General features: G+C 30.8%; 16 protein-coding genes and 1 pseudogene. 4 read left to right on the top strand and 13 right to left on the bottom strand.

The genetic code is table 11. The annotated features are described in order from the left end of the window. Together V6U76_RS01035 and V6U76_RS01030 are read right to left on the bottom strand one after the other, a co-directional pair. Positions 1-1,126, bottom strand: a 1,126-nt coding sequence (locus tag V6U76_RS01035; RefSeq protein ID WP_333023168.1) for a hypothetical protein, incomplete at its 3' end; no start/stop codon positions are given. Between the two features lie 87 nt (positions 1,127-1,213). Continuing rightward, on the bottom strand, positions 1,214-2,344 hold the full coding sequence (locus V6U76_RS01030; protein ID WP_333023167.1) for a DEAD/DEAH box helicase family protein: 1,131 nt from the start codon (positions 2,342-2,344) through the stop codon (positions 1,214-1,216). Between the two features lie 317 nt (positions 2,345-2,661). Here V6U76_RS01030 and V6U76_RS01025 point away from each other — a divergent pair, with 317 nt between their 5' ends. Together V6U76_RS01025 and V6U76_RS01020 are read left to right on the top strand one after the other, a co-directional pair. Further along, on the top strand, positions 2,662-3,909 hold the full coding sequence (locus V6U76_RS01025; protein ID WP_333023166.1) for a Mur ligase family protein: 1,248 nt from the start codon (positions 2,662-2,664) through the stop codon (positions 3,907-3,909). Positions 3,910-3,993: 84 nt separating this feature from the next. Beyond that, positions 3,994-4,947 carry a hypothetical protein gene (locus tag V6U76_RS01020; protein WP_333023165.1) on the top strand — a complete coding sequence of 318 codons (954 nt, stop codon included), beginning with the start codon at positions 3,994-3,996 and terminating at the stop codon, positions 4,945-4,947. Here V6U76_RS01020 and ppdK read toward each other — a convergent pair. Further along, positions 4,901-7,546, bottom strand: coding sequence for a pyruvate, phosphate dikinase (gene ppdK / locus V6U76_RS01015; protein WP_333023164.1), 2,646 nt, complete (start codon positions 7,544-7,546; stop codon positions 4,901-4,903). The two genes, V6U76_RS01020 and ppdK, sit on opposite strands and share 47 nt — an antisense overlap. A gap of 168 nt (positions 7,547-7,714) precedes the next feature. Continuing rightward, positions 7,715-8,224, bottom strand: a complete 510-nt coding sequence (gene def / locus V6U76_RS01010; RefSeq protein WP_333023163.1) for a peptide deformylase — start codon at positions 8,222-8,224, stop codon at positions 7,715-7,717. 143 nt (positions 8,225-8,367) lie between these two features. Here def and V6U76_RS01005 point away from each other — a divergent pair, with 143 nt between their 5' ends. Together V6U76_RS01005 and V6U76_RS01000 are read left to right on the top strand one after the other, a co-directional pair. Then, the gene (locus tag V6U76_RS01005) at positions 8,368-9,048 is read left to right on the top strand and encodes a phosphatidylserine decarboxylase (RefSeq protein WP_333023162.1); all 681 of its coding nucleotides are present in this window, start codon (positions 8,368-8,370) and stop codon (positions 9,046-9,048) included. After that, a complete protein-coding gene (locus tag V6U76_RS01000; RefSeq protein WP_333023161.1) occupies positions 9,045-9,812 on the top strand; it encodes a CDP-alcohol phosphatidyltransferase family protein in 768 nt (255 codons plus the stop codon). The genes V6U76_RS01005 and V6U76_RS01000 overlap by 4 nt, the downstream gene beginning before the upstream one ends. A gap of 317 nt (positions 9,813-10,129) precedes the next feature. On the opposite strand, the gene ccmC is transcribed toward V6U76_RS01000, so the two are convergent. The 9 genes and pseudogenes from ccmC to V6U76_RS00955 all read right to left on the bottom strand — a co-directional run. Further along, complete coding sequence (ccmC, locus tag V6U76_RS00995; protein WP_333023160.1) at positions 10,130-10,840, bottom strand: heme ABC transporter permease CcmC; 711 nt, start codon at positions 10,838-10,840, stop codon at positions 10,130-10,132. 39 nt (positions 10,841-10,879) lie between these two features. Beyond that, positions 10,880-11,791 (bottom strand): signal recognition particle-docking protein FtsY, encoded by a 912-nt coding sequence (gene ftsY, locus V6U76_RS00990; RefSeq protein WP_333023158.1) that lies wholly within the window; start codon positions 11,789-11,791, stop codon positions 10,880-10,882. 78 nt (positions 11,792-11,869) lie between these two features. After that, positions 11,870-11,998, bottom strand: a complete 129-nt coding sequence (ykgO, locus tag V6U76_RS00985; RefSeq protein ID WP_333023157.1) for a type B 50S ribosomal protein L36 — start codon at positions 11,996-11,998, stop codon at positions 11,870-11,872. A 47-nt stretch (positions 11,999-12,045) separates the two neighbouring features. Further along, positions 12,046-12,891 carry a pyruvate, water dikinase regulatory protein gene (locus V6U76_RS00980; protein WP_333023156.1) on the bottom strand — a complete coding sequence of 282 codons (846 nt, stop codon included), beginning with the start codon at positions 12,889-12,891 and terminating at the stop codon, positions 12,046-12,048. After that, positions 12,881-13,732, bottom strand: coding sequence for a protein translocase subunit SecF (gene secF / locus V6U76_RS00975; protein WP_333023155.1), 852 nt, complete (start codon positions 13,730-13,732; stop codon positions 12,881-12,883). Before secF ends, V6U76_RS00980 begins: the two co-directional genes overlap by 11 nt. A gap of 92 nt (positions 13,733-13,824) precedes the next feature. Beyond that, complete coding sequence (locus V6U76_RS00970; RefSeq protein WP_333023153.1) at positions 13,825-15,342, bottom strand: hypothetical protein; 1,518 nt, start codon at positions 15,340-15,342, stop codon at positions 13,825-13,827. Between the two features lie 64 nt (positions 15,343-15,406). Beyond that, entirely contained in the window at positions 15,407-16,213 is an 807-nt protein-coding gene (locus V6U76_RS00965) for a hypothetical protein (protein ID WP_333023151.1), read from the bottom strand. A gap of 26 nt (positions 16,214-16,239) precedes the next feature. Then, positions 16,240-16,443: a hypothetical protein gene (locus tag V6U76_RS00960; RefSeq protein WP_333023149.1), complete on the bottom strand. Its 204-nt coding sequence runs from the start codon at positions 16,441-16,443 to the stop codon at positions 16,240-16,242. A gap of 184 nt (positions 16,444-16,627) precedes the next feature. After that, a pseudogene (locus tag V6U76_RS00955) lies at positions 16,628-19,184 on the bottom strand (DNA-directed RNA polymerase subunit beta/beta'); the annotation flags it as partial.

Raw genomic sequence — 19,184 nt, 5'->3', positions numbered from 1 at the left:
CTGTATTTTTTGTTTGTTTGTTTTGTTTTTTGTTTTTTTTTATTTTTTCATCACTATTAATATATTCTATTGAACGTAACGTTGGCCCTACAAGAAATTGGGAAAGAAACTTTATAGTATTTTTTTCATCTTTTATGTACTTTTCTTGACTTGCAAAAAATTCTCGATGAAAATCATCACCTTCTAATTTGATCAGCTTATTATGATCTATGTAAGATTTACATCCTGTATATCTATAAAAAATATATTTCCCTTTATCATTTGATCTCCCACCTCTGCCAAGTACCTGTATTTCATATTGTGGATTTGAAAGTATACTTGCTTCTTTAGTAAGACACGCAACTTTATTTAAAGTTAAATCGTTAAACCCAATTGCTCTTTCTGGATCAGCAATCAACGTACCTATAAGACCTGCTCTAAACATATTAAATATATTTTCTTGTGTCTTGCTTGATGCATTTCCCCTTTCAATACAAAATCTCTCAAAATATCCAGCCCTATATACTGTACCAAAGTTAATATCTTGTGCATCGCTTCCAATACAAAAGGAATACAGTGAGTTTTTTCTACAAAAGTCTTTAATACTATATGTCTCATTACGTACATTTTTTATGAGAGAATTATGTAAAAACTTATCTGCACCATAATTCCTTATTATACTACGTAAAACTTCATCATTATTAAGATTTTGTTTTATATAACGAATCAACAGGTATATATACCAAGTGAAATGACCTACTGACTCAGTCAATTCATACTCATCCCGAAGATATGAACTTATTTTTTCTTTTAGTGTACTTGGTACACTAGATATATCACGTAAATCATAATTATTATCATTACTTAACCTCTCTTTAACTTTTTCAACTTGCTGATCAATTGTATAATTATTTGCATCATTACCTATTAAAAATTTCTTAGTGAGATTTATTAACCCATGCATTGGTATAAAGTTTATCAAATGACTGGCAGTCTCAACTTCTAAATATTCGTCTATAAAACTGTTTATTTCTTCATCACTTAAACTTGATATAAGCTTTTTGATTGCTTTAAAGAATGATTGCTTACGCTTTTCCTTGCGCTGTTCTTCATCACCTCTTTCGATGGTATCATTTAGTAATTCCAATACTGATTTCCTTGATTCAAGTGTTGTTACAATCAGTCCTTTTTTATTTGAAGAACTCTCTAATGATTCAGCAAGTATATCAAGAACCTACTGCGAATTTGGCTTTTTATTTACTTTTACATTATCTTTTACAACCCAATGATTGCATTCATCTACTAAAATATAATCTTCTATAGGTGATTGTGTTTTCTTAAATAAAACTTCTGGTAATTTTCCCATACCAAGATCTGATCTTGTTTTGGGAGAAAGAAAAATATTATTATTAATATTCATCTCCTTGTTAATGTACTTATCTGGTGTAGCACTAAAGATCATAGTTGGACTATTTTCTGATACTATTGCCGCACGTTTAAGAAAAAATAAATTTTCTTTTAATTTTGGCACCTCATCAAAACATAATACTAAATTTTCTTTATTGCATCTTTCATAAAATGATTTCCATTCTTGATTAAGCATCGTATCAAAATCAGCAGTGATATATTTGGAGTTAGCCTCATCAAGTAAAGAATTCTTAAAAGCTTCGCAAACTTGATCAGGTAAAAATTCTCTATCAAATTTGATGGATTGTGCTACAAGTGATTGATTTGGCACTGCTACAACACAACTAATATTTTCAAGGTAGCATAATAATTTAATAAGCGCTATATCACCAGTTTTTCCTGAACCAGTTGCTATATTATCTGCTAATCTTAAGTGTTTTGATAGTTCATCAAACGTAATTTCCTTCGTTTCCACTTTTATATTTTTAAGTAGTTCTATTACCTTATAAAAATAAAAAAAGCGCATTTCAGATGGAATCATTTTACCACGTCCACCTACTTTTAAAGTTTGCTTTCTTGATCTATCATGTAAATTCACAAAAAATGCCAATTTATTATCTTGATCCATTTCCACAGAAACTTCACTACCTGCCCATAGGCTCATAACTTCTTCATCAGTATATTTTTGTACCTCTTTTACTTCTGGTTTGTCACTTGCTTTTAAAACATTAATATTGTAACTACTATCTTCATTTTTAATTATTTCAATTTCGTATTCCTTTCCATCTACTTCAAACTTTGCTTGTTGACTATTAGCACAAATTGCTGTAGAAATCACTTCTTTCAGAGACCTCCCTTTATCAACATTTAGATTATTTAACTTATATAACAGCAAGTAACTATTATATATTGCTTCTGCAGAATCCTTAAGTTGCTCTAGATTTAATGCTACTACCATATTTTACCTCAACACTAATATTGATTTATTATAGCCTTAATTAGCATTTTAGTCAAGCAAAACAGATCACTCAAAAACATTTGCTATTAGCAGATCAAAAAAAAATATTACTAGACTTCCTCATGAAACTAAAAAATAACTAAAAGGTAGTAAAAAAAAGTATACAATGTCATTATTGACTGTATCTCTATATTTACCAATTTATTCACTAGAATAGAAGGACTTCGATCTCTATGAATCGGAAAAACGCCTCAATGTTAAAGTCAAAAGTGTTTCGCACTATTCATAAAAAACTTAATAGGATTATTTCTTTTTTCATGTTTCATACAATAAGAAAAGCTTTTGTCTTTCATCCTAATCCTCAGAAAATATATACTGATATAGTTAGCACGTTTCATAGGTTCAGATGCCCTAAATATTCTGCTGCTGTAACAGGTACAAATGGTAAAACATCAGTAGTAGATTTTTGTTATCAGATGTGGCAGCATGCAGGTTATAAAGCAGCATCCGTTGGAACATTTGGAATACACATCAACACCGAAAGAAAGATCTGTAGTGATATTCTTACTACCCCAGACCAATGTGAACTTTATCCTGCATTACGTAAGATCAATAAAGAAAGTATAGAACATCTTGTACTAGAAGCTTCAAGTCATGGACTTGCTCAGCATAGGATACATGGACTAAAAGTAAATATTGCTGCCTTCACTAATCTTTCATCTGAACATTTGGATTATCATAAAAATATCAATAAATATTTTGAAGCTAAAAAAAGACTATTTTGTGAAATTTTATCAGAAGAAGGAGTAGCTATATTAAATACACACACTGATGAATTTAGTGTGCTGTTTGATATAGCTAAAAAGCGTGGTAATAAAATTATTACTTATGGTAAGAAAAATAGTAATATTACTTTATTAAAACAAACACCTACTCAAAACGGTCAATATTTAATAATAAAAATTTATAATAGAATCCTTAATGTATTTTTTCCTGTATTAGGAAAGTTTCAGGCCTATAATTTGCTGTGTGCCATTGGAATAATCATTTCCTCTGGAGTCTCTTATAAAGAAATATGCATAAATAAACTTATTTCTCCGCCAGGAAGAATGGAGAGAGTAAATTCTTTTACGTTCATAGATTATGCACACTCTGCAGAAGCACTAAGACAAGTTCTATTGTCATTAAAATGGCATTTTAGAAAGAGAATAATATTAGTATTTGGGTGTGGTGGAAATCGTGATAAGTACAAGCGTTATGAAATGGGTAATGTAGCACAAAAGTATGCAGACAAAGTAATTATTACTGATGATAATCCTCGTAATGAGGATCCAGCAAAAATCCGTAATAATATTTTATTAAATTGCCCTACTGCACTCGAAATAGGATGTAGAAAAAAAGCTATAGAGGGAGGAATAGATATTGCGTATAATGAAGGTATGATATTACTCATTGCAGGAAAAGGACATGAAGTAACTCAAATTATCCGTAATAACACCTACAAGTTTAGTGATACTGAAATTGCCATGAATTATTTAAAGAAACTAAACAACTATAACCTATAAAGAATTCTGTTTACTTGAAATTAAGTAATTATTATCTCTTCTACCGTAATAACCAGTGTATTAAGTTTTGATAAGTAAAAGTAAGTGTGGTCTAGGTATCATGACTGTAGAAATGATGGAATTTGTGGAAAATCTATCAGTAGATATGAGATCATTAATTCCAATATTTATTTCTATGATAATAAAAAGATAATCACCCAAATTCCCAAATTACCTGTATATACTGAACCTAGGTATAATCACAGTATATATAAAACTTCAAAATCAAAACGACTTAATACAGACGAACAAAAAAAAATAAATACAATACTGCCGGATACATTAAATTTTAAATACAGACATATAAACGTAACTGTAAGATTTGATTCTCTTTCACAAAGTGAGCAAGACCAAATTAAAATAGATACCCAAAATGCCTATGATGCATTTAAAAGTCATTTTTGTATTGATGAGCCTACATATTTTCTAGATAAATCAGATATAAATATTTATATCTTTAACAATAGGAATGATTACGTAAAATATAATAATCTGCTTAATCTAGATTATGACAATGGTCAAGATGTAAGTTCTATAATATTAGGAGTAACGGATAATTATAAAGTATTAACCTATAAAACAAGCGGCATGGACTTCATTTTAGGTCATGAATTAGGTCATGTATTTCAGAATAGATTTACAGAAAATGAAACTATAAAAAGTATAAAAAACGTAGATACTGAACTTATAGCAAACCTTGTTGGGCGAGAAGTTGAAAAAACAAATCATTCATCCTACAAAGGTCAACCTAATACAGATAATGAAGATTATGTAGACCATAATAAACCACAAAATATAATTGATGTTTTTGTCATACTAGTAAAAGAATTTACATCAGCTTTTTTTGATCTTATATCATGGTTATTTGGAACGCAGAAAGATGAGAATTCATCTTTACTCAAGATTGAACAATTAGCTACTGAGCATGATCATAATTTATTACTTAAACAAACTACTGAAGAAAATCATTATCAGCCTCCATCAAATGATTTGATTTAATGCTTTTTTGCGCTGCAACTAACTTTGCAACTGGTATTCTATAAGGAGAACATGAAACGTAATCTAAACCTAGACCAATAAAGAAACCTATAGATTCTGGATTTGCACCATGCTCCCCACATATTCCTATCTTAATTTCTTGACGGGTTTTTTTTCCTCTGTGAGCTGCTATCTTTATTAATTCACCTATTCCTTCAAAATCAAGTACCTCAAATGGATCACTTTCAAATATGCCGTTCTCCTTGTATGCATCTAGAAAATTCACCGAATCGTCCCGTGAAAGTCCCATAGTTGTTTGTGTTAAGTCATTAGTACCGAAACTGAAAAATTCAGCATGTTTTGCTAACTTATCAGCTATTAGCGCAGCTCTGGGCAACTCTATCATAGTCCCAATTGAGTATTTTACATTAAATTGCTCAGATTCCTTCTGTGCTAATTGGCATATCAATTCTAGCTCCCTTTCACTCATAATAAAAGGTATCATAATCTCAGGCTTTATCTCTAAACCCTGCTCTTTTTGTATCTCACTTGCAGCTTTTAATATTGCTCTAATCTGCATCCTATACACTTCAGGATAAGAAATTGCAAGCCTACAACCACGATGACCAAGCATAGGATTCTTTTCTGAAAGCTGTGCTACTTTAGCTTGTACTGATTCGGCTGACTTATTAAGCAATTCAGCTACCTTTTTTATAGCAGATTGGTTGTTAGGTAAAAATTCATGTAAAGGTGGATCAAGTAAACGAATAGTAACTTCTTTGTCTTTCATAATAAAAAATATTTCTTTAAAGTCAGATTTTTGCATATCTTCTAACTTATTTAATGCACTGATTCTTTCATCTTGATTATCTGCTATGATTAATTTTTGAATAAATTCAATTCTGTCATGTGCAAAAAACATATGTTCTGTGCGGCATAAACCTATGCCATCAGAGCCAAATTTCTCAGCAATTTTTACATCCTCTGGCGTATCAGCATTTGCTCTCACCTTCATTGTTTTTATTTCATCTACCCAATTCATCATAATCTCAAACTCACGAGATAATTCTGGTAAGATTGTAGGTAGAATTCCAAGCATCACCTCTCCTGTACTACCATTAATTGTAACTGGCTCACCTTTACTTACCTTAATTTTTCCTACAGAAAAAAAAGTTTCATCTTTATCAATATAAAGTCCATTTACACTACAAATACAAGGTTTTCCCATGCCACGCGTAACAACGGCAGAATGCGACGTCATTCCTCCCCTTGCTGTTATTATTCCGCTTGCAGCATTCATCCCATTTATGTCCTCAGGACTAGTTTCTCTACGTACTAAAATCACTTTTTTCCCATGACCTACTTCTATTTCAGCATCACGTGTATTAAAGACAACACATCCTGATGCAACTCCTGGAGAAGCAGGTAGCCCTTTCCCTATTACCTGTTGATCACTGCTCATATCAAGAACAGTATGCAACATGTTATCAAAAGTTTTCGGATCAATTCTCAGTCTTCCCTCTTCTTTTGTAATTACTCCTTCATTTACCATATCAACAACTAGTCGCATAGCAGCTTCGGCAGTCCGTTTACCAGACCTTGTCTGTAAGATCCACAATTCATCATCTTGCACAGTAAATTCTATATCTTGCATATCCCTATAATGTCTTTCAAGTTTTTCACACAGCCGACACAGTTCTTCATGTACATTTGGCATTAACTTTTCCATTGTGTTTTCTTGATCTCCATTAATCGGCAAAGGGGTATAACTACCAGAAACTACATCTTCACCTTGAGCATTGATCAAAAATTCACCAAAACACTTTTTTTTACCTGTTGAAGGATTGCGTGTAAATACCACACCAGTAGCAGAATTATTATTTAAATTACCGAAGACCATTGCTTGAACATTTACTGCAGTACCAAGATCCTCAGAAATATTATGTATTTTTCTATAAGAAATTGCTCTGTCATTTTTCCAAGATGCAAACACTGCTTGGACTGAACTTAATAACTGCTCATCAACGTTTTGTGAAAAGTGTTTACCCGTGTTTTTATACACTATTTCTTTAAAATCACTCACTATACCTTTTAATATGCTAATATCAAGATCAGCTAAACCTTTTACTCTTTTTTCATGCTGTGCATTCTCTATAACACTTTGAAATAAATTATGATCCAACTGTAATACAACATTAGAGTACATACTAATAAAGCGACAGTAACTATCATAAGCAAAACGTTCACCACTTTTTTTTGCAAGCCCAACAACAGTTTCGTCATTTAAACCAACATTTAAGATCGTATCAAGCATTCCTGGCATTGAATTTACACTACCAGATCTTATAGAAACTAATAAAGGATTTCTTGGATCACCAAACTTACACCCAATTTCATTTTCAAGCATTTTTATGTAATTTCTGATTTCATCATCAGGCAATCTACCATTCTGGTAATACATCTTGCAAGCGAAAGTAGAAATAGTAAACCCTGGGGGCACAGAAATACCAATATTACACATCTCAGCTAGACTAGCTCCCTTTCCCCCAAGGAGACTTACCATTTCCTTGTTACCTTCACACTTATGTTGACTAAAGTAATATATAAACTTCTCTTTCATATTCTACCGCATTATAAAGTGACAATGTAATAATTTTATTGTAACTTTAATTAGCTCATAAAAAAAGATGAAGTGAAAGAAAAATATAAATCTCTTGATGTACATGTTCTAAACCTGACATAACAAGGATAATTATTTTAAACTTCTCATAAGAGGAACAATAAACATTTAAAGGTAACGAAGTAAATGTTGTATAAACAATATGCCATTTAGATGGTCCAACTCATGCTGAATACATCTTGCAAGCCATCCATCTGCCTTGAGTGATTGTTCTTTCCCATTACAATCAAAATATTCCATAGTAAGATATTTAGGCCGTATTATCATAATTTGATTACCCACTTCTTGCACTGATAAGCAGCCTTCAGGTAGATTAATTTTCTCTTTCGATAGCTCTATAATTCGTGGATTAATAATGCACAGAGGATCACATGTGGAATTATAACCAGGTATTTCGTTTTTGTCATCTCCCTGAATGTGAATTACAAACATTCTTTCAAGTATACCAACTTGTGGAGCAGCAAGGCCAATGCCACCAGATTTTTGCATAGTTCTTAGCATTTTATCTGCAAGCTCTTTTCTTTTTTTTATTTCATTTTCATTATTAATTTTTGTTACCTCTGTACAATATGAACTTAATATTGGACTCGGTGCCTTAATAATTTGAAAGGTAGACATAACTTGATAATTAAATTCATATATTATAAGCTTCAAAATTTTATCTGCAAGAGGGTTGATTTTTAAACATCTCCATAAGAAAAAACTTTTCGTTATATAACTTAAGTGATAAGCTAATAAGCAAGTTATGAATTTACTAAATTATGTGTTTTAGTTTGCCTAATGTAAATAAAGAAGGTTATATTTTTATTATCTCTGCCTTTATAATATCATGCATAGCATTTTCTATATCTTGGGGATTCGGCGTTACATGCTTATTTCCAACACTGTTATGTGTTTATTTTTTTCGTGATCCAGCAAGATCAGTTCCAAAAGATGAAAACTTAATATTAAGCCCTGCTGATGGTACAATTTTAAAAATTGAGCAGGTTAATCACCAATCATTAGGTAGAGATGAAAAATTTACATGCATTAGCATATTCTTAAGTGTTTTAAACGTACATGTTAACCGTATTCCAATATACGGCATAATAAAAGAAATGGAGTATAGAAAAGGCAAATTTATTTCTGCAGCAAATAATAAATCAAGCAATGAAAATGAGAAGCAGGTTATTGTAATCGAACATCAAGATGGGCAAGAAATTATTGTAGAGCAGATAGCAGGATTTATAGCACGTCGTATTGTTTGCAACTTAAAAGTATCTCAAGATGTAAAAGCAGGTGAAAGATTTGGAATAATAAGATTTGGTAGCAGAGTAAATATTTATATTCCAAGTAATTTAGAAATTTTAGTCTCAGAAGGGCAAACTGTAGTTGGTGGAGAAACGATCATAGGCAACTTAAGCAATGAAGGTGCTAAAAAGCTTGTTTTTGAAGTAATATGAATGATGTTGAAAATAGCAAGAAGTTATTACCTCTTGCTAGATTGTTTCCAAATTTTATAACATTACTTGGTCTATGTTCAGGGCTCACCTCACTTAAGTTTACATTCAATGAACAATGGGAATTTGCAGTACTTTTTATTGTAATTGCATCAATTATAGATGGTATGGATGGTAGAATAGCTAGGATTTTTAAATTAACTAGTGATTTTGGCGCTCAACTCGATTCTTTTGCAGATTTCCTAAATTTTGGTGTAGCACCAGCATTCCTTTTATATTTTTGGAAGTTAAAAGAAATTAAAGTTATAGGATGGATATTAGTAATGATATACGTTATATGCATTTCTATAAGGCTTGCAAGATTTAATGTTTTGTTAAATTCAGATCAACTGTATTGGAAAAAGTTTTTTTTTTCTGGCATTCCTGCTCCAGTAGGTGCATTAATTTCTCTGATGCCAATTATTATTACCTTTCAATCTCAGGAGAGTGAATATTTCATTTTACTAGAGCAATTTTTCAACTTAAAAAACACAGCTTTTTATTTCTTATTTATTTCATTTTTCTCAGTTAACAATATACCGACTTTTTCTGCAAAATATATTTATATTCCACGACATTTGTCTTATATTTTTGTATTGCTCTTTGGAATATTAATAACGTTTCTTATAAGTAAACCTTGGATTACACTTCCAATCCTAAGTATGATATATATATTCACTATTCCTATCAGCATTGGGGTTTATATATATTTTTCATATAAAAAATGATAGAGACCTAAATTATGGATTAATCAATGAAGTAAAGCTTAGAAATAGAAGCTTTTTTGACTGCATAGAGTATGAAATCAAGATTTTTTAAAGACATGCAAAAAATTTTTGTAGGATTGGTAATATATTACGGTAAGTTTAGTAGTTGTAATACCGGATATACGAGTAGGTTTTCTGCCACTTGATAGGAATTTATTGGCAAAAATTTTATCATCATGGTTGTTTAGTTCACATTTTTCTACTCTTGCTCTTTATTCCATGCAACCAAAAACCCATTTTATTTCTTGCCTCAGCCTAGAACTAACTCCCATAAATATCTAATAACGCATACTAATTTCTCTTTTTATTCTATATGAATTAATAAAATAAAAAAAATTTAATATCCATGTTATGAGAAAAAAGATTGTAAAAAATAAAAGCATTATTATTAGTGGCAGCAGAATAGAACTCTCAATAGCAATACCACCTCTTCTTAAAATACTTGCAGGTTGATGAAGAGTGGCCCATAAATCTACTGAAAATTTTACTATAGGGATGTTTATAGCACTAAAAATTGCGAATAGTGCTGATGACTTTTCAGCTCTAGCTTTATTGTCAAAAAAGCTCCAAAGTAAAATATATCCAGAATAAAGAAAAAACAATATTAACATTGTAGTAAGTCTTGCATCCCAGACCCACCAAGCACCCCATGTTCCCTTCCCCCAGATACTACCAGTTATTAAACATACAGCAGAAAAAACTATTCCTGTGGGCGCAGCTGCACGTGCAAGAATACTTGCACATGCATTGTTCCATACTAATGAAATAAAACTGAAAAATGCAATTAAACTATATATTCCAAGAGAAAGCCAAGCAGAAGGTACATGAAGGTACATAATGCGAACAACTTCTCCCTGCTTATAATCCTCTGGAGATAAAAACAAAGAATAACTTATACCTATAAAAAAACATGCAAGACATTTTATACTCAAAAACGGTAATACTCTCTTAAAAAAAGAAATAAGCTTTGTCGGTATTAAGATAAACATTTCAAAAATTTGATAGTAGTAAAATTATATATACAATGTTTAGTTTTTCGCAACTAAGGCTTCAGCAAAATCTCTAGCAGTAAATTCTTTTAAATCATCTATACCTTCACCTATTCCAACAGCATATAACTTTACATTATACTTCTGTGCTAACCCTACCACTACACCGCCTTTCGCACTACCATCAAGTTTAGTTATAATCAATCCACTAATATCAACCATTTTATTAAATATTTCCAATTGACTATAAGCATTTTGTCCTGTAGTTGCATCTAATACTAGTATAGAATCATGAGGAGCAGCATTATCTAGCTTTTTTATAATTCTACACATTCTAGATAATTCTTCCATAAGATTAACATTATTTTGCAATCTTCCAGCTGTATCAATCAGCAAAACATCAACTTTATTTTCAATTGCCTTATTAACAGCTTTATAAGCTATACTTGCAGAATCTGCACCATATTCTCCTGTTATTATTGAACAATCTGCACGTTCTGCCCAAATATTTAGCTGCTCATAAGCAGCAGCACGAAACGTATCACATGCAGCAAGCATTACAGTTTTTCCAATTTTACGGTATTTATATGCAAGTTTACCAGCAGTAGTAGTTTTGCCATTACCATTAACTCCACACATTAAAATGACATGTGGATTACCTTTCAAGATTATTGGCTGTACAACTGGATTTAAAATCCTTTCTATCTCTTGAGCTAGATGTTGCTCTATTGAACTAAATTCAACTTCCTTGCCAAGCTTAATGTTTGCTAACTTCTTAACTATTAATCCAGAGGTATGAACACCTATATCCATACTAATTAATAACTCCTCCAACTTTTCCAGAGTATCGCTATTTAATTCCTTACTATTTGAAAGAATACCCCTCATCCTATCACTGATAAAAGAAGAGGTTTTCAATAACCCAACACGTAAACTATTAAATAAACTCAAAATATGCTACCTTTCTACGAAATCACTCTAAATGACAAGAAAAGGTAATTTTATAGAGAGAATGCAGAACTCCATTAATTAAGAACCTTGGCGAGCTTTACACCGTGGCTTTACTTTGTTCAAAACATATATTCTGCCCCACCTTTTCACAACTTTACAATTTTTATCCCTAGCACGGTAAGACTTTATAGAACTTTTAATTTTCATATTCAAAACCTAGAATTTTTACATTTTAAATGTTTTATTATAATTAGTCAAACTAGAATTTCTGCTTTGCTAGGCTGTATTTTATTAAACAATTGAATAATCATTGCTGCAATTTCTTCTATAGATTTTTGTGTTACATCAATAATAGGCCACTTATTCCGGAAAAAAAAATAGCTAGCTTCCTTAATTTCTCGTTCTACCTTCTCATAATTAACATATAAATTATTATTCTTATCATTTATAGAAATAAGCCTACTTTTACGTATTTCTATAAGCCTCGCTATATCTATTGTTAACCCCACAACAAGCTTATCCTTCATTTTATTTATATCAATGTTTAAAGGTATAGAATAAATAAAGGGAACATTTGCAACCTTATAGCCGCGATAAGCTAAATACATACTAGTAGGAGATTTTGATGTACGTGAAACTCCAATCAGAACAACATCTGTCTCATCAATATCCCAAGTACTTTGCCCATCATCATGATTAATCGTATAGTTAATTGCCTCAATCCTACGGAAGTATTCGTAATTTATTTCAGTGTGCAAATTGAGATTTGAGTCCTTCTGAATATTTAGATAAGAAGAAATTTCTCTCATAATATGAGATAATATAGCTACATATGGAACCTTTAAAATTGCACAACCATTTTTTAAATATTCTCTAATTTTATCATCAGTAACAGTACATATTACAAAATTACGTTCATTAGACTTACTTTTTATCTTCTCTAAAACATTTCTAATTTGTTCTTTTTGATTAATAAAAGACCAAACATATTCAACAACTTCCACAGAACTAAAATGCTTGAGCGCTGCTTTTGCAACTGCAACAACAGTCTCTCCACTTGAATCAGAAACTAAATGTAAATTCAGTGTTTTATATGTCATTTTTTTTATATGTTAAAATAGGAGAAGATATAAAAATGGAAGAATAAGTGCCAACTAAAATACCGAAAAATATGACTAAACTAAAATCCCTCACAATACCTTTACATATTAGTATAAGAGGTAAAGCTGCAAGGAGTGTAGTACATGAAGTTAATATAGTACGTGATAATGTAGAATTAATACTTGTGTCTATTATAGTGCTATTTACCTCTCCTTCTTTAATGTATTCCCTGATCCTATCATATATAACCATAGTATCATTAATTGAGTACCCGATAATGGTTAGAAGAGCGGCAATTGACGAAATATTAAATTCAATACCAGTAAGACTAATGAAACCTATAGACAATATAACATCGTGAATAAGTGCCAATACACCACCAAATCCAAATTTCCAGTCAAATCTAAACCAAATATAGAAAAACATACCTACTAGTGCAAACAGCATAGCAAATACTCCACTTATAATCTGTTTTGCACTTACTTGCGGGCCAACGTAATCAATCTTACGATAAACAACAGATTTATCGAGTTTTTTTTCTAATAAATCTTTTACCTCTCCTATTCTTTTTCCATCTTTAAAACGTATGATTAAATCTTTATCTGATCTAACAATCTCAGCTACGATATTTCTTCGTTTTAACTCAGTATTTAATTCAGGAATAGAAATACTTTTAGACCGAATTTCTATTAGTATACCGCCTGTGAAATCCAGTCCTAAATTTACTCCTCTAAAGAAAATTAATGAAATAGAAAGAATTATAAAGATAATACTAATACATAAAGTAATTTTTTTATACTTAGTGAATTTTATGTTGATATTATCTGGAATTAGCCTCACTTACCTGTACCACTAATTATTAACAATAATTAGAGTTTAGTTAATTGAAATAAAAAATCAATAGTACGGTTTTGAATTATAACCTATCTACTTTAAGGAGTACCATGTCCTTTTTGATTATTCAATTCTTCTAATTCAACATTACTTTTTTGTGTATGAGGTTTCTCTTGCGCTTGCACTTTCAATAAACCTTCACCTGTTTCAATAAGATTTTTCATATCTGATATATCTAATTTGTTAAAATTATCAGCTAATTCTTTCACTTTCTCTGGTTTTGGATCTTTGTCATCGAGTGATGAAAGTGTAATGTTTTCCTTTATAATTTTTTTACGAACATCATCTAACTCAGGAGTAATAAAGGTTGAGGTTAAATCATCATTTCTTTTATTTGCATCTTCAGAAAACATTTTTCTAAATTCCTCTTTATTTTCTTTATGAAGCTTAGAATAAATATCTACAAACTTTTCCACTAAACCAAACTTTTGTTTAGATTCATCTTGTTCAATATTCCTAAAAAATGCTTTGTTTGCATCTGTATTTTTAGTAGTAATTTTGTTAGAAAATATCGATTTTATATGAGTTACGAAGTTATAAGCAACTAAATTTTTTAATGACTTAAAATACCCTGTCTCTTCTTGTGATTTAATGTCATTTATCAAGTCTATCAATTTTTTAGCTTTTTCTTCATTCAAATTATTTAATACGTCATTAAACTCTTTCTGTTTTTCTAGTTTATCGCTTTTAGCAATAATATATTCTTTTATTGATTTAAATTCTCCATTTAAAAGATCTTTTAAATCTGGATTTTGTTTCATAGCAACTTCAAGAATTTTTAGCTTTTTCTCAGAAACAGAAAGATCTATCAGATACTTTGCCAATAAATCTTTCTCTCCAGTATTAAAATCTACTAGATCTTTTTTTGTGTCTGCTAGTTTCTGTCTTTTCTCTTCAGTACGTTTATCAATAGCATCTTTCCCTTTTTTAGCAGCACCAGCTATCCCTTCAGCTCCTTTCTTAACGCCATAAGATACACCTACAATAGGTGCAATTATAGCAGCACCAGCAGCGAACAGTGTAGCTAGCACACCAGCAATAGGAACCATTAAAGCCTTCCCAGCTTTGTCTATCTTACCCCATTCATCTTTAAGAACTTCTGACACTTTTTCCCCACTTTTTATTCTTTTAGCTATCACTCTTGCTTTTTCAACGTTAAAAGTTCTTTCTTTTTTAGCTTCTTCTATTAGTTTTGACAGTTCATCATTAATGCTTTTAGCACCAATAATCTCCTCACTATTTAATATTTTTCTCAACCCATCATAGGCTATAAAAAGATCCTTATCGTCACTTTTATTAATTATTCCAACCAATTTAGACGCTTCAATATTATTCTTAACAAATAAAAAATGACCTAAGTTTTTCAAAGCATCTTTTCCTAAAATTTTCTCAATCTTTTTCCTAGCTTGTTCAATTTTTTCTTGTTCGTTACTTTTTTGCTTAAATTCTTCTCTATTCTCTTTTATTTCTTTTCCAATTTCTTTACGAGAATAAGTAGAATTGCTAGAACTAGTAAAACTTACTGATCTACTATCATTGTTATTGTTTTCAACCATTTTTAACCTCCCAATTAATTGTCTACACTGAAATTATATACGCTAATTATTAATTAAAGATAAACTATCGACTTATATTTTTAGATTGTTTATTTTTTTGATATTGAGTACTATCTAATTTTGTATTTGGTTTTTTAGATTCTTTCTGATTCTTTTTCAATTCCTTACATCTTTCATTAATCTTCATTAGATCATCAATTTTTGTTTCATTAAACGCTTCAGAAGCTTTTTCTACTTTACCTCTAGTTGGATTTATTTTTTTTGTTGTTGATAATGCATCAATAATATCTTGATTTTCTACGCTGTTTTTAAAATTATTTTTATTATCTTGATTAAGCTTATGATAATCTTTAATAATATCTTTTACAATTTCACGTTTCTCTTTTACTACTCCATTTAAAACAACATTAATATTTTGTTTCCAATTGGTTCTACGTACTATTTCCCTTACAGTTTTTTTTATAAAATCTTTAACATTTTCTTTTAAACTATTTTTTTTACCATTGGAAACTTCTATAGAAGCTCTTTCTAGTCCATCACTTCCTTTTTCTTGATTAATTTCATTCTCACCACCTACTTTCCATAATATATTTTTTTGTTTCTCTTTACTATGATCCTTCGTTACTTCATCAACAATTGTTCTAAACTCTCTATCAAGCTGTTCATTATTTACATATTTACCTACATATACTTCCTTAGTTTCTTCTTGTTTTACCTTATTATGCTCTTTTTTTCCATATTCAATAATTTCTTCAAGTGTACTTTTTAATATATTAATCCTATCATTCCCAACATCATCTATTCTACATAAATTCTTAAATATCTTTAAAAATAATACCTTATTGTCATTATCTTTTAAACCATTTTTCAAATGCTGAAAATTATTCCCAATGTCATTTAACTATCTCTATTTGACTTATATACTTCTAAATCTATTATTTGTTCTGAATATTTCTCTGGTCTATTTTTAAATTTCTCTACTTCTTTTCTAATAAAATCTATATCGTCAGTACTAATATTAGGCTCCTTAATAACTACTTCATCTAATAACGAAACTAACTTCCTTATAAAGGATCTGAGTTCAATGCTAGATAACACCATATTAATTAATTCAATATTCAATAATACAATTATACATGAATACTATTAATAGTATACTACAATCAACAAGCAAGTACTTTACTCATAACTTATAAAAGAACCTGGTAAGTACTTAAGAGCAACGAATTTTATGCAACACTACAAAACTATAGCTACTTAAATAATGATACTCTCGACTCTTAATTTAACCTACCTTCTCTTCTTCACATACTTTATTCTTTTTAAAACTCTGTTCATCATACTTTTCAATATCAAAGTAATTTGAATAATTGCTTTCATCTTCATTGAGTGCTAATGCCTTTATCTTATTCATTAATAAACCAGTACCTGCAGGAATTAATCTTCCTACAATAACATTTTCCTTCAGCCCAGTTAAAAAATCATCCTTACCACAAAATGCAGCATCAGTAAGGACTTTTGTTGTTTCTTGAAAGGAAGCAGCAGATATAAATGAATTAGTTGTAAGGCTTGCACGAGTGATCCCCTGTAATATAGGGACATAAGTAGCAGGCTCTTTGCCGGAGTTAATAATAGAATTATTTTTCTTATCAACCTCTCGCTTATCAACAGTTTCTCCAATAAGATACATAGTACTACCAGGATTTGTAATTTCCACCTTCTGTAGCATCTGTCTTAATATCACTTCAAGATGCTTATTATCTATAAGCACACCTTGTAATCTATAAACTTGCTGTATTTCAGATATCATATAATGTGCTAAAGCTTCAACTCCCATAACACGCAGAATATCATGAAGATCAGGGTTACCATCCATTAATAAATCACCCTTACGTACAAAATCACCTTCACTAACTATTAAATGCTTACTTCTTGGCACTAAATATTCTATAGGTACAATCTGATTATCCACAGGACGTACTAATATAACACGCTTACCTCTACGATCTTTTTCGGAAAATTCTACATAACCATCTACTTCACTCACTATAGCATGTTCTTTCATTTTACGTGTTTCAAATAATTCTATAACTCTTGGTAAACCTCCTGTAATGTCGCGAGTTTTTACAGATTCCCTAGGAGTCCTAGTAATGATATCACCAGCATAAATTTTTTGACCATCCTTTACGTTAAGTATTGCACCTACTGGTATAAAATAACATGCTTCAACACCACTAGCAAGTATCATAACTTTACCATCATCATCAAGCAATACTATTCTAGGACGTAAACTAGCTCCAGCTGAACTTAATTTCCAATCAATCACTACTCTATTTGAAATACCAGTTGATTCATCTATAACTTCACTTAGCGAAATCCCTTCTTTTAAATCTTGATAAGATACTACACCTGTCTTTTCTGTAATGATAGGCAGTGTGTGCGGATCCCATTCTGCAATTCTATCACCAACTTTTACTGATTCCTCATCATCTACAAAAAGTCTAGCACCATAAGGTATACCATGTTTCAATTTTTCATTTCCCATATTATCAATAAATACTGCTTCACAAGAACGACTCATAACAACCTTACACCCATTTTTATCAACAATAATATTGCGATTGTTTAATTTTATTTTCGCACTGATTGAAGCAATAACGTTAGAAGACTCACTACCTCTAGTAACTATTCCACCTATATGGAAGGTGCGCATTGTTAACTGTGTACCAGGTTCCCCAACAGATTGAGCAGCTATGACACCAACAGCCTCGCCTACTGATACAATTTTACCAGTTACAAGATCCCTACCATAACATAAAGAACATATACCTTCACTCATTTCACATGTTAAAGGAGATCTAATTCTCACAATATCTAATCCAGCAATATTTATTTGTTTAACCTTATCTTCATTAATCAATTCATCTGATTTCACTAACAGTTCTTTTGTTACAGGATTACATATATCATTTGCAGCAACTCTACCAAGCACAACACTCTCTAAAGATGCAACAATAGCTCCACCTTCTATAACAGCTCTAACAATCAAACCATTTTTTGTACCACAATCATAAGTGCGAATTGTACAATCCTTAGCAACATCTACTAAACGACGAGTTAAGTGCCCTGCACTTGCAGTTTTAATAGAGCTATCAGTTATACCCTTACGTGCACCAGGAGCTGAATCATAATATTCGAAAACACTTAAACCCTCACGAAAATTGGAAACAACAGCGGTTTCTTTGATTTCACCAGAAGGTGTAGTCATTAAACCACGCATCCCTGCAAGCTGTTTTAACTGTGCAATAGAACCTCTGGCACCAGAATTAACCATCATGATAATAGAATTGAGCTTACCATCACTACTACATTCAGACATTGTCTTCAACATATCACTTGCTACTATATCTGTACACTTAGACCATTCATCAATAACTTTATTGTATCTTTCACTTTTAGTGATTAAACCATCCTGATATTGAGCAGAGAATTTCTTGATTTCATTTATTGCATTATTGATATGCTTGGATTTAGTTTCAGGAACAACCATATCATAGCGACCAAAAGAAGTGCCGGAAAGTGTAGCATACTCAAAACCAAGCACCATTAGCTTATCAGAAAACACCACAGTTATATCTTGTCCACAATTTCTATATACTAAATCTACTATATTAGTTATTTCCTTTACTGTTAAAACTTGATTGATTAAATCAAAGCTCAAATCTTTATGTCTAGGAAAAATCTCCCAAAGCATTAAACGACCAGGTGTAGTACAAAAAACTTTAAAACAAGCATTGACATTACTATCTAAGGATCCCATTCTAAGATAAAGTATAGAATGG

It is taken from the genome of Wolbachia endosymbiont of Pentidionis agamae, assembly GCF_036711655.1.
Classification (GTDB): Bacteria; Pseudomonadota; Alphaproteobacteria; order Rickettsiales; family Anaplasmataceae; genus JAZHPY01.
This window is presented reverse-complemented; position numbering and strand designations above follow the sequence as displayed.

Coding starts and splice junctions, on each gene's coding strand:
- V6U76_RS01030 (WP_333023167.1), bottom strand. CDS start 2,344: ATGGTAGTAGCATTAAATCTAGAGCAACTTAAGGATTCTGCAGAAGCA.
- V6U76_RS01025 (WP_333023166.1), top strand. CDS start 2,662: ATGTTTCATACAATAAGAAAAGCTTTTGTCTTTCATCCTAATCCTCAG.
- ppdK (WP_333023164.1), bottom strand. CDS start 7,546: ATGAAAGAGAAGTTTATATATTACTTTAGTCAACATAAGTGTGAAGGT.
- def (WP_333023163.1), bottom strand. CDS start 8,224: ATGTCTACCTTTCAAATTATTAAGGCACCGAGTCCAATATTAAGTTCA.
- V6U76_RS01005 (WP_333023162.1), top strand. CDS start 8,368: ATGTGTTTTAGTTTGCCTAATGTAAATAAAGAAGGTTATATTTTTATT.
- V6U76_RS01000 (WP_333023161.1), top strand. CDS start 9,045: ATGAATGATGTTGAAAATAGCAAGAAGTTATTACCTCTTGCTAGATTG.
- ccmC (WP_333023160.1), bottom strand. CDS start 10,840: ATGTTTATCTTAATACCGACAAAGCTTATTTCTTTTTTTAAGAGAGTA.
- ykgO (WP_333023157.1), bottom strand. CDS start 11,998: ATGAAAATTAAAAGTTCTATAAAGTCTTACCGTGCTAGGGATAAAAAT.
- V6U76_RS00980 (WP_333023156.1), bottom strand. CDS start 12,891: ATGACATATAAAACACTGAATTTACATTTAGTTTCTGATTCAAGTGGA.
- V6U76_RS00970 (WP_333023153.1), bottom strand. CDS start 15,342: ATGGTTGAAAACAATAACAATGATAGTAGATCAGTAAGTTTTACTAGT.
- V6U76_RS00960 (WP_333023149.1), bottom strand. CDS start 16,443: ATGGTGTTATCTAGCATTGAACTCAGATCCTTTATAAGGAAGTTAGTT.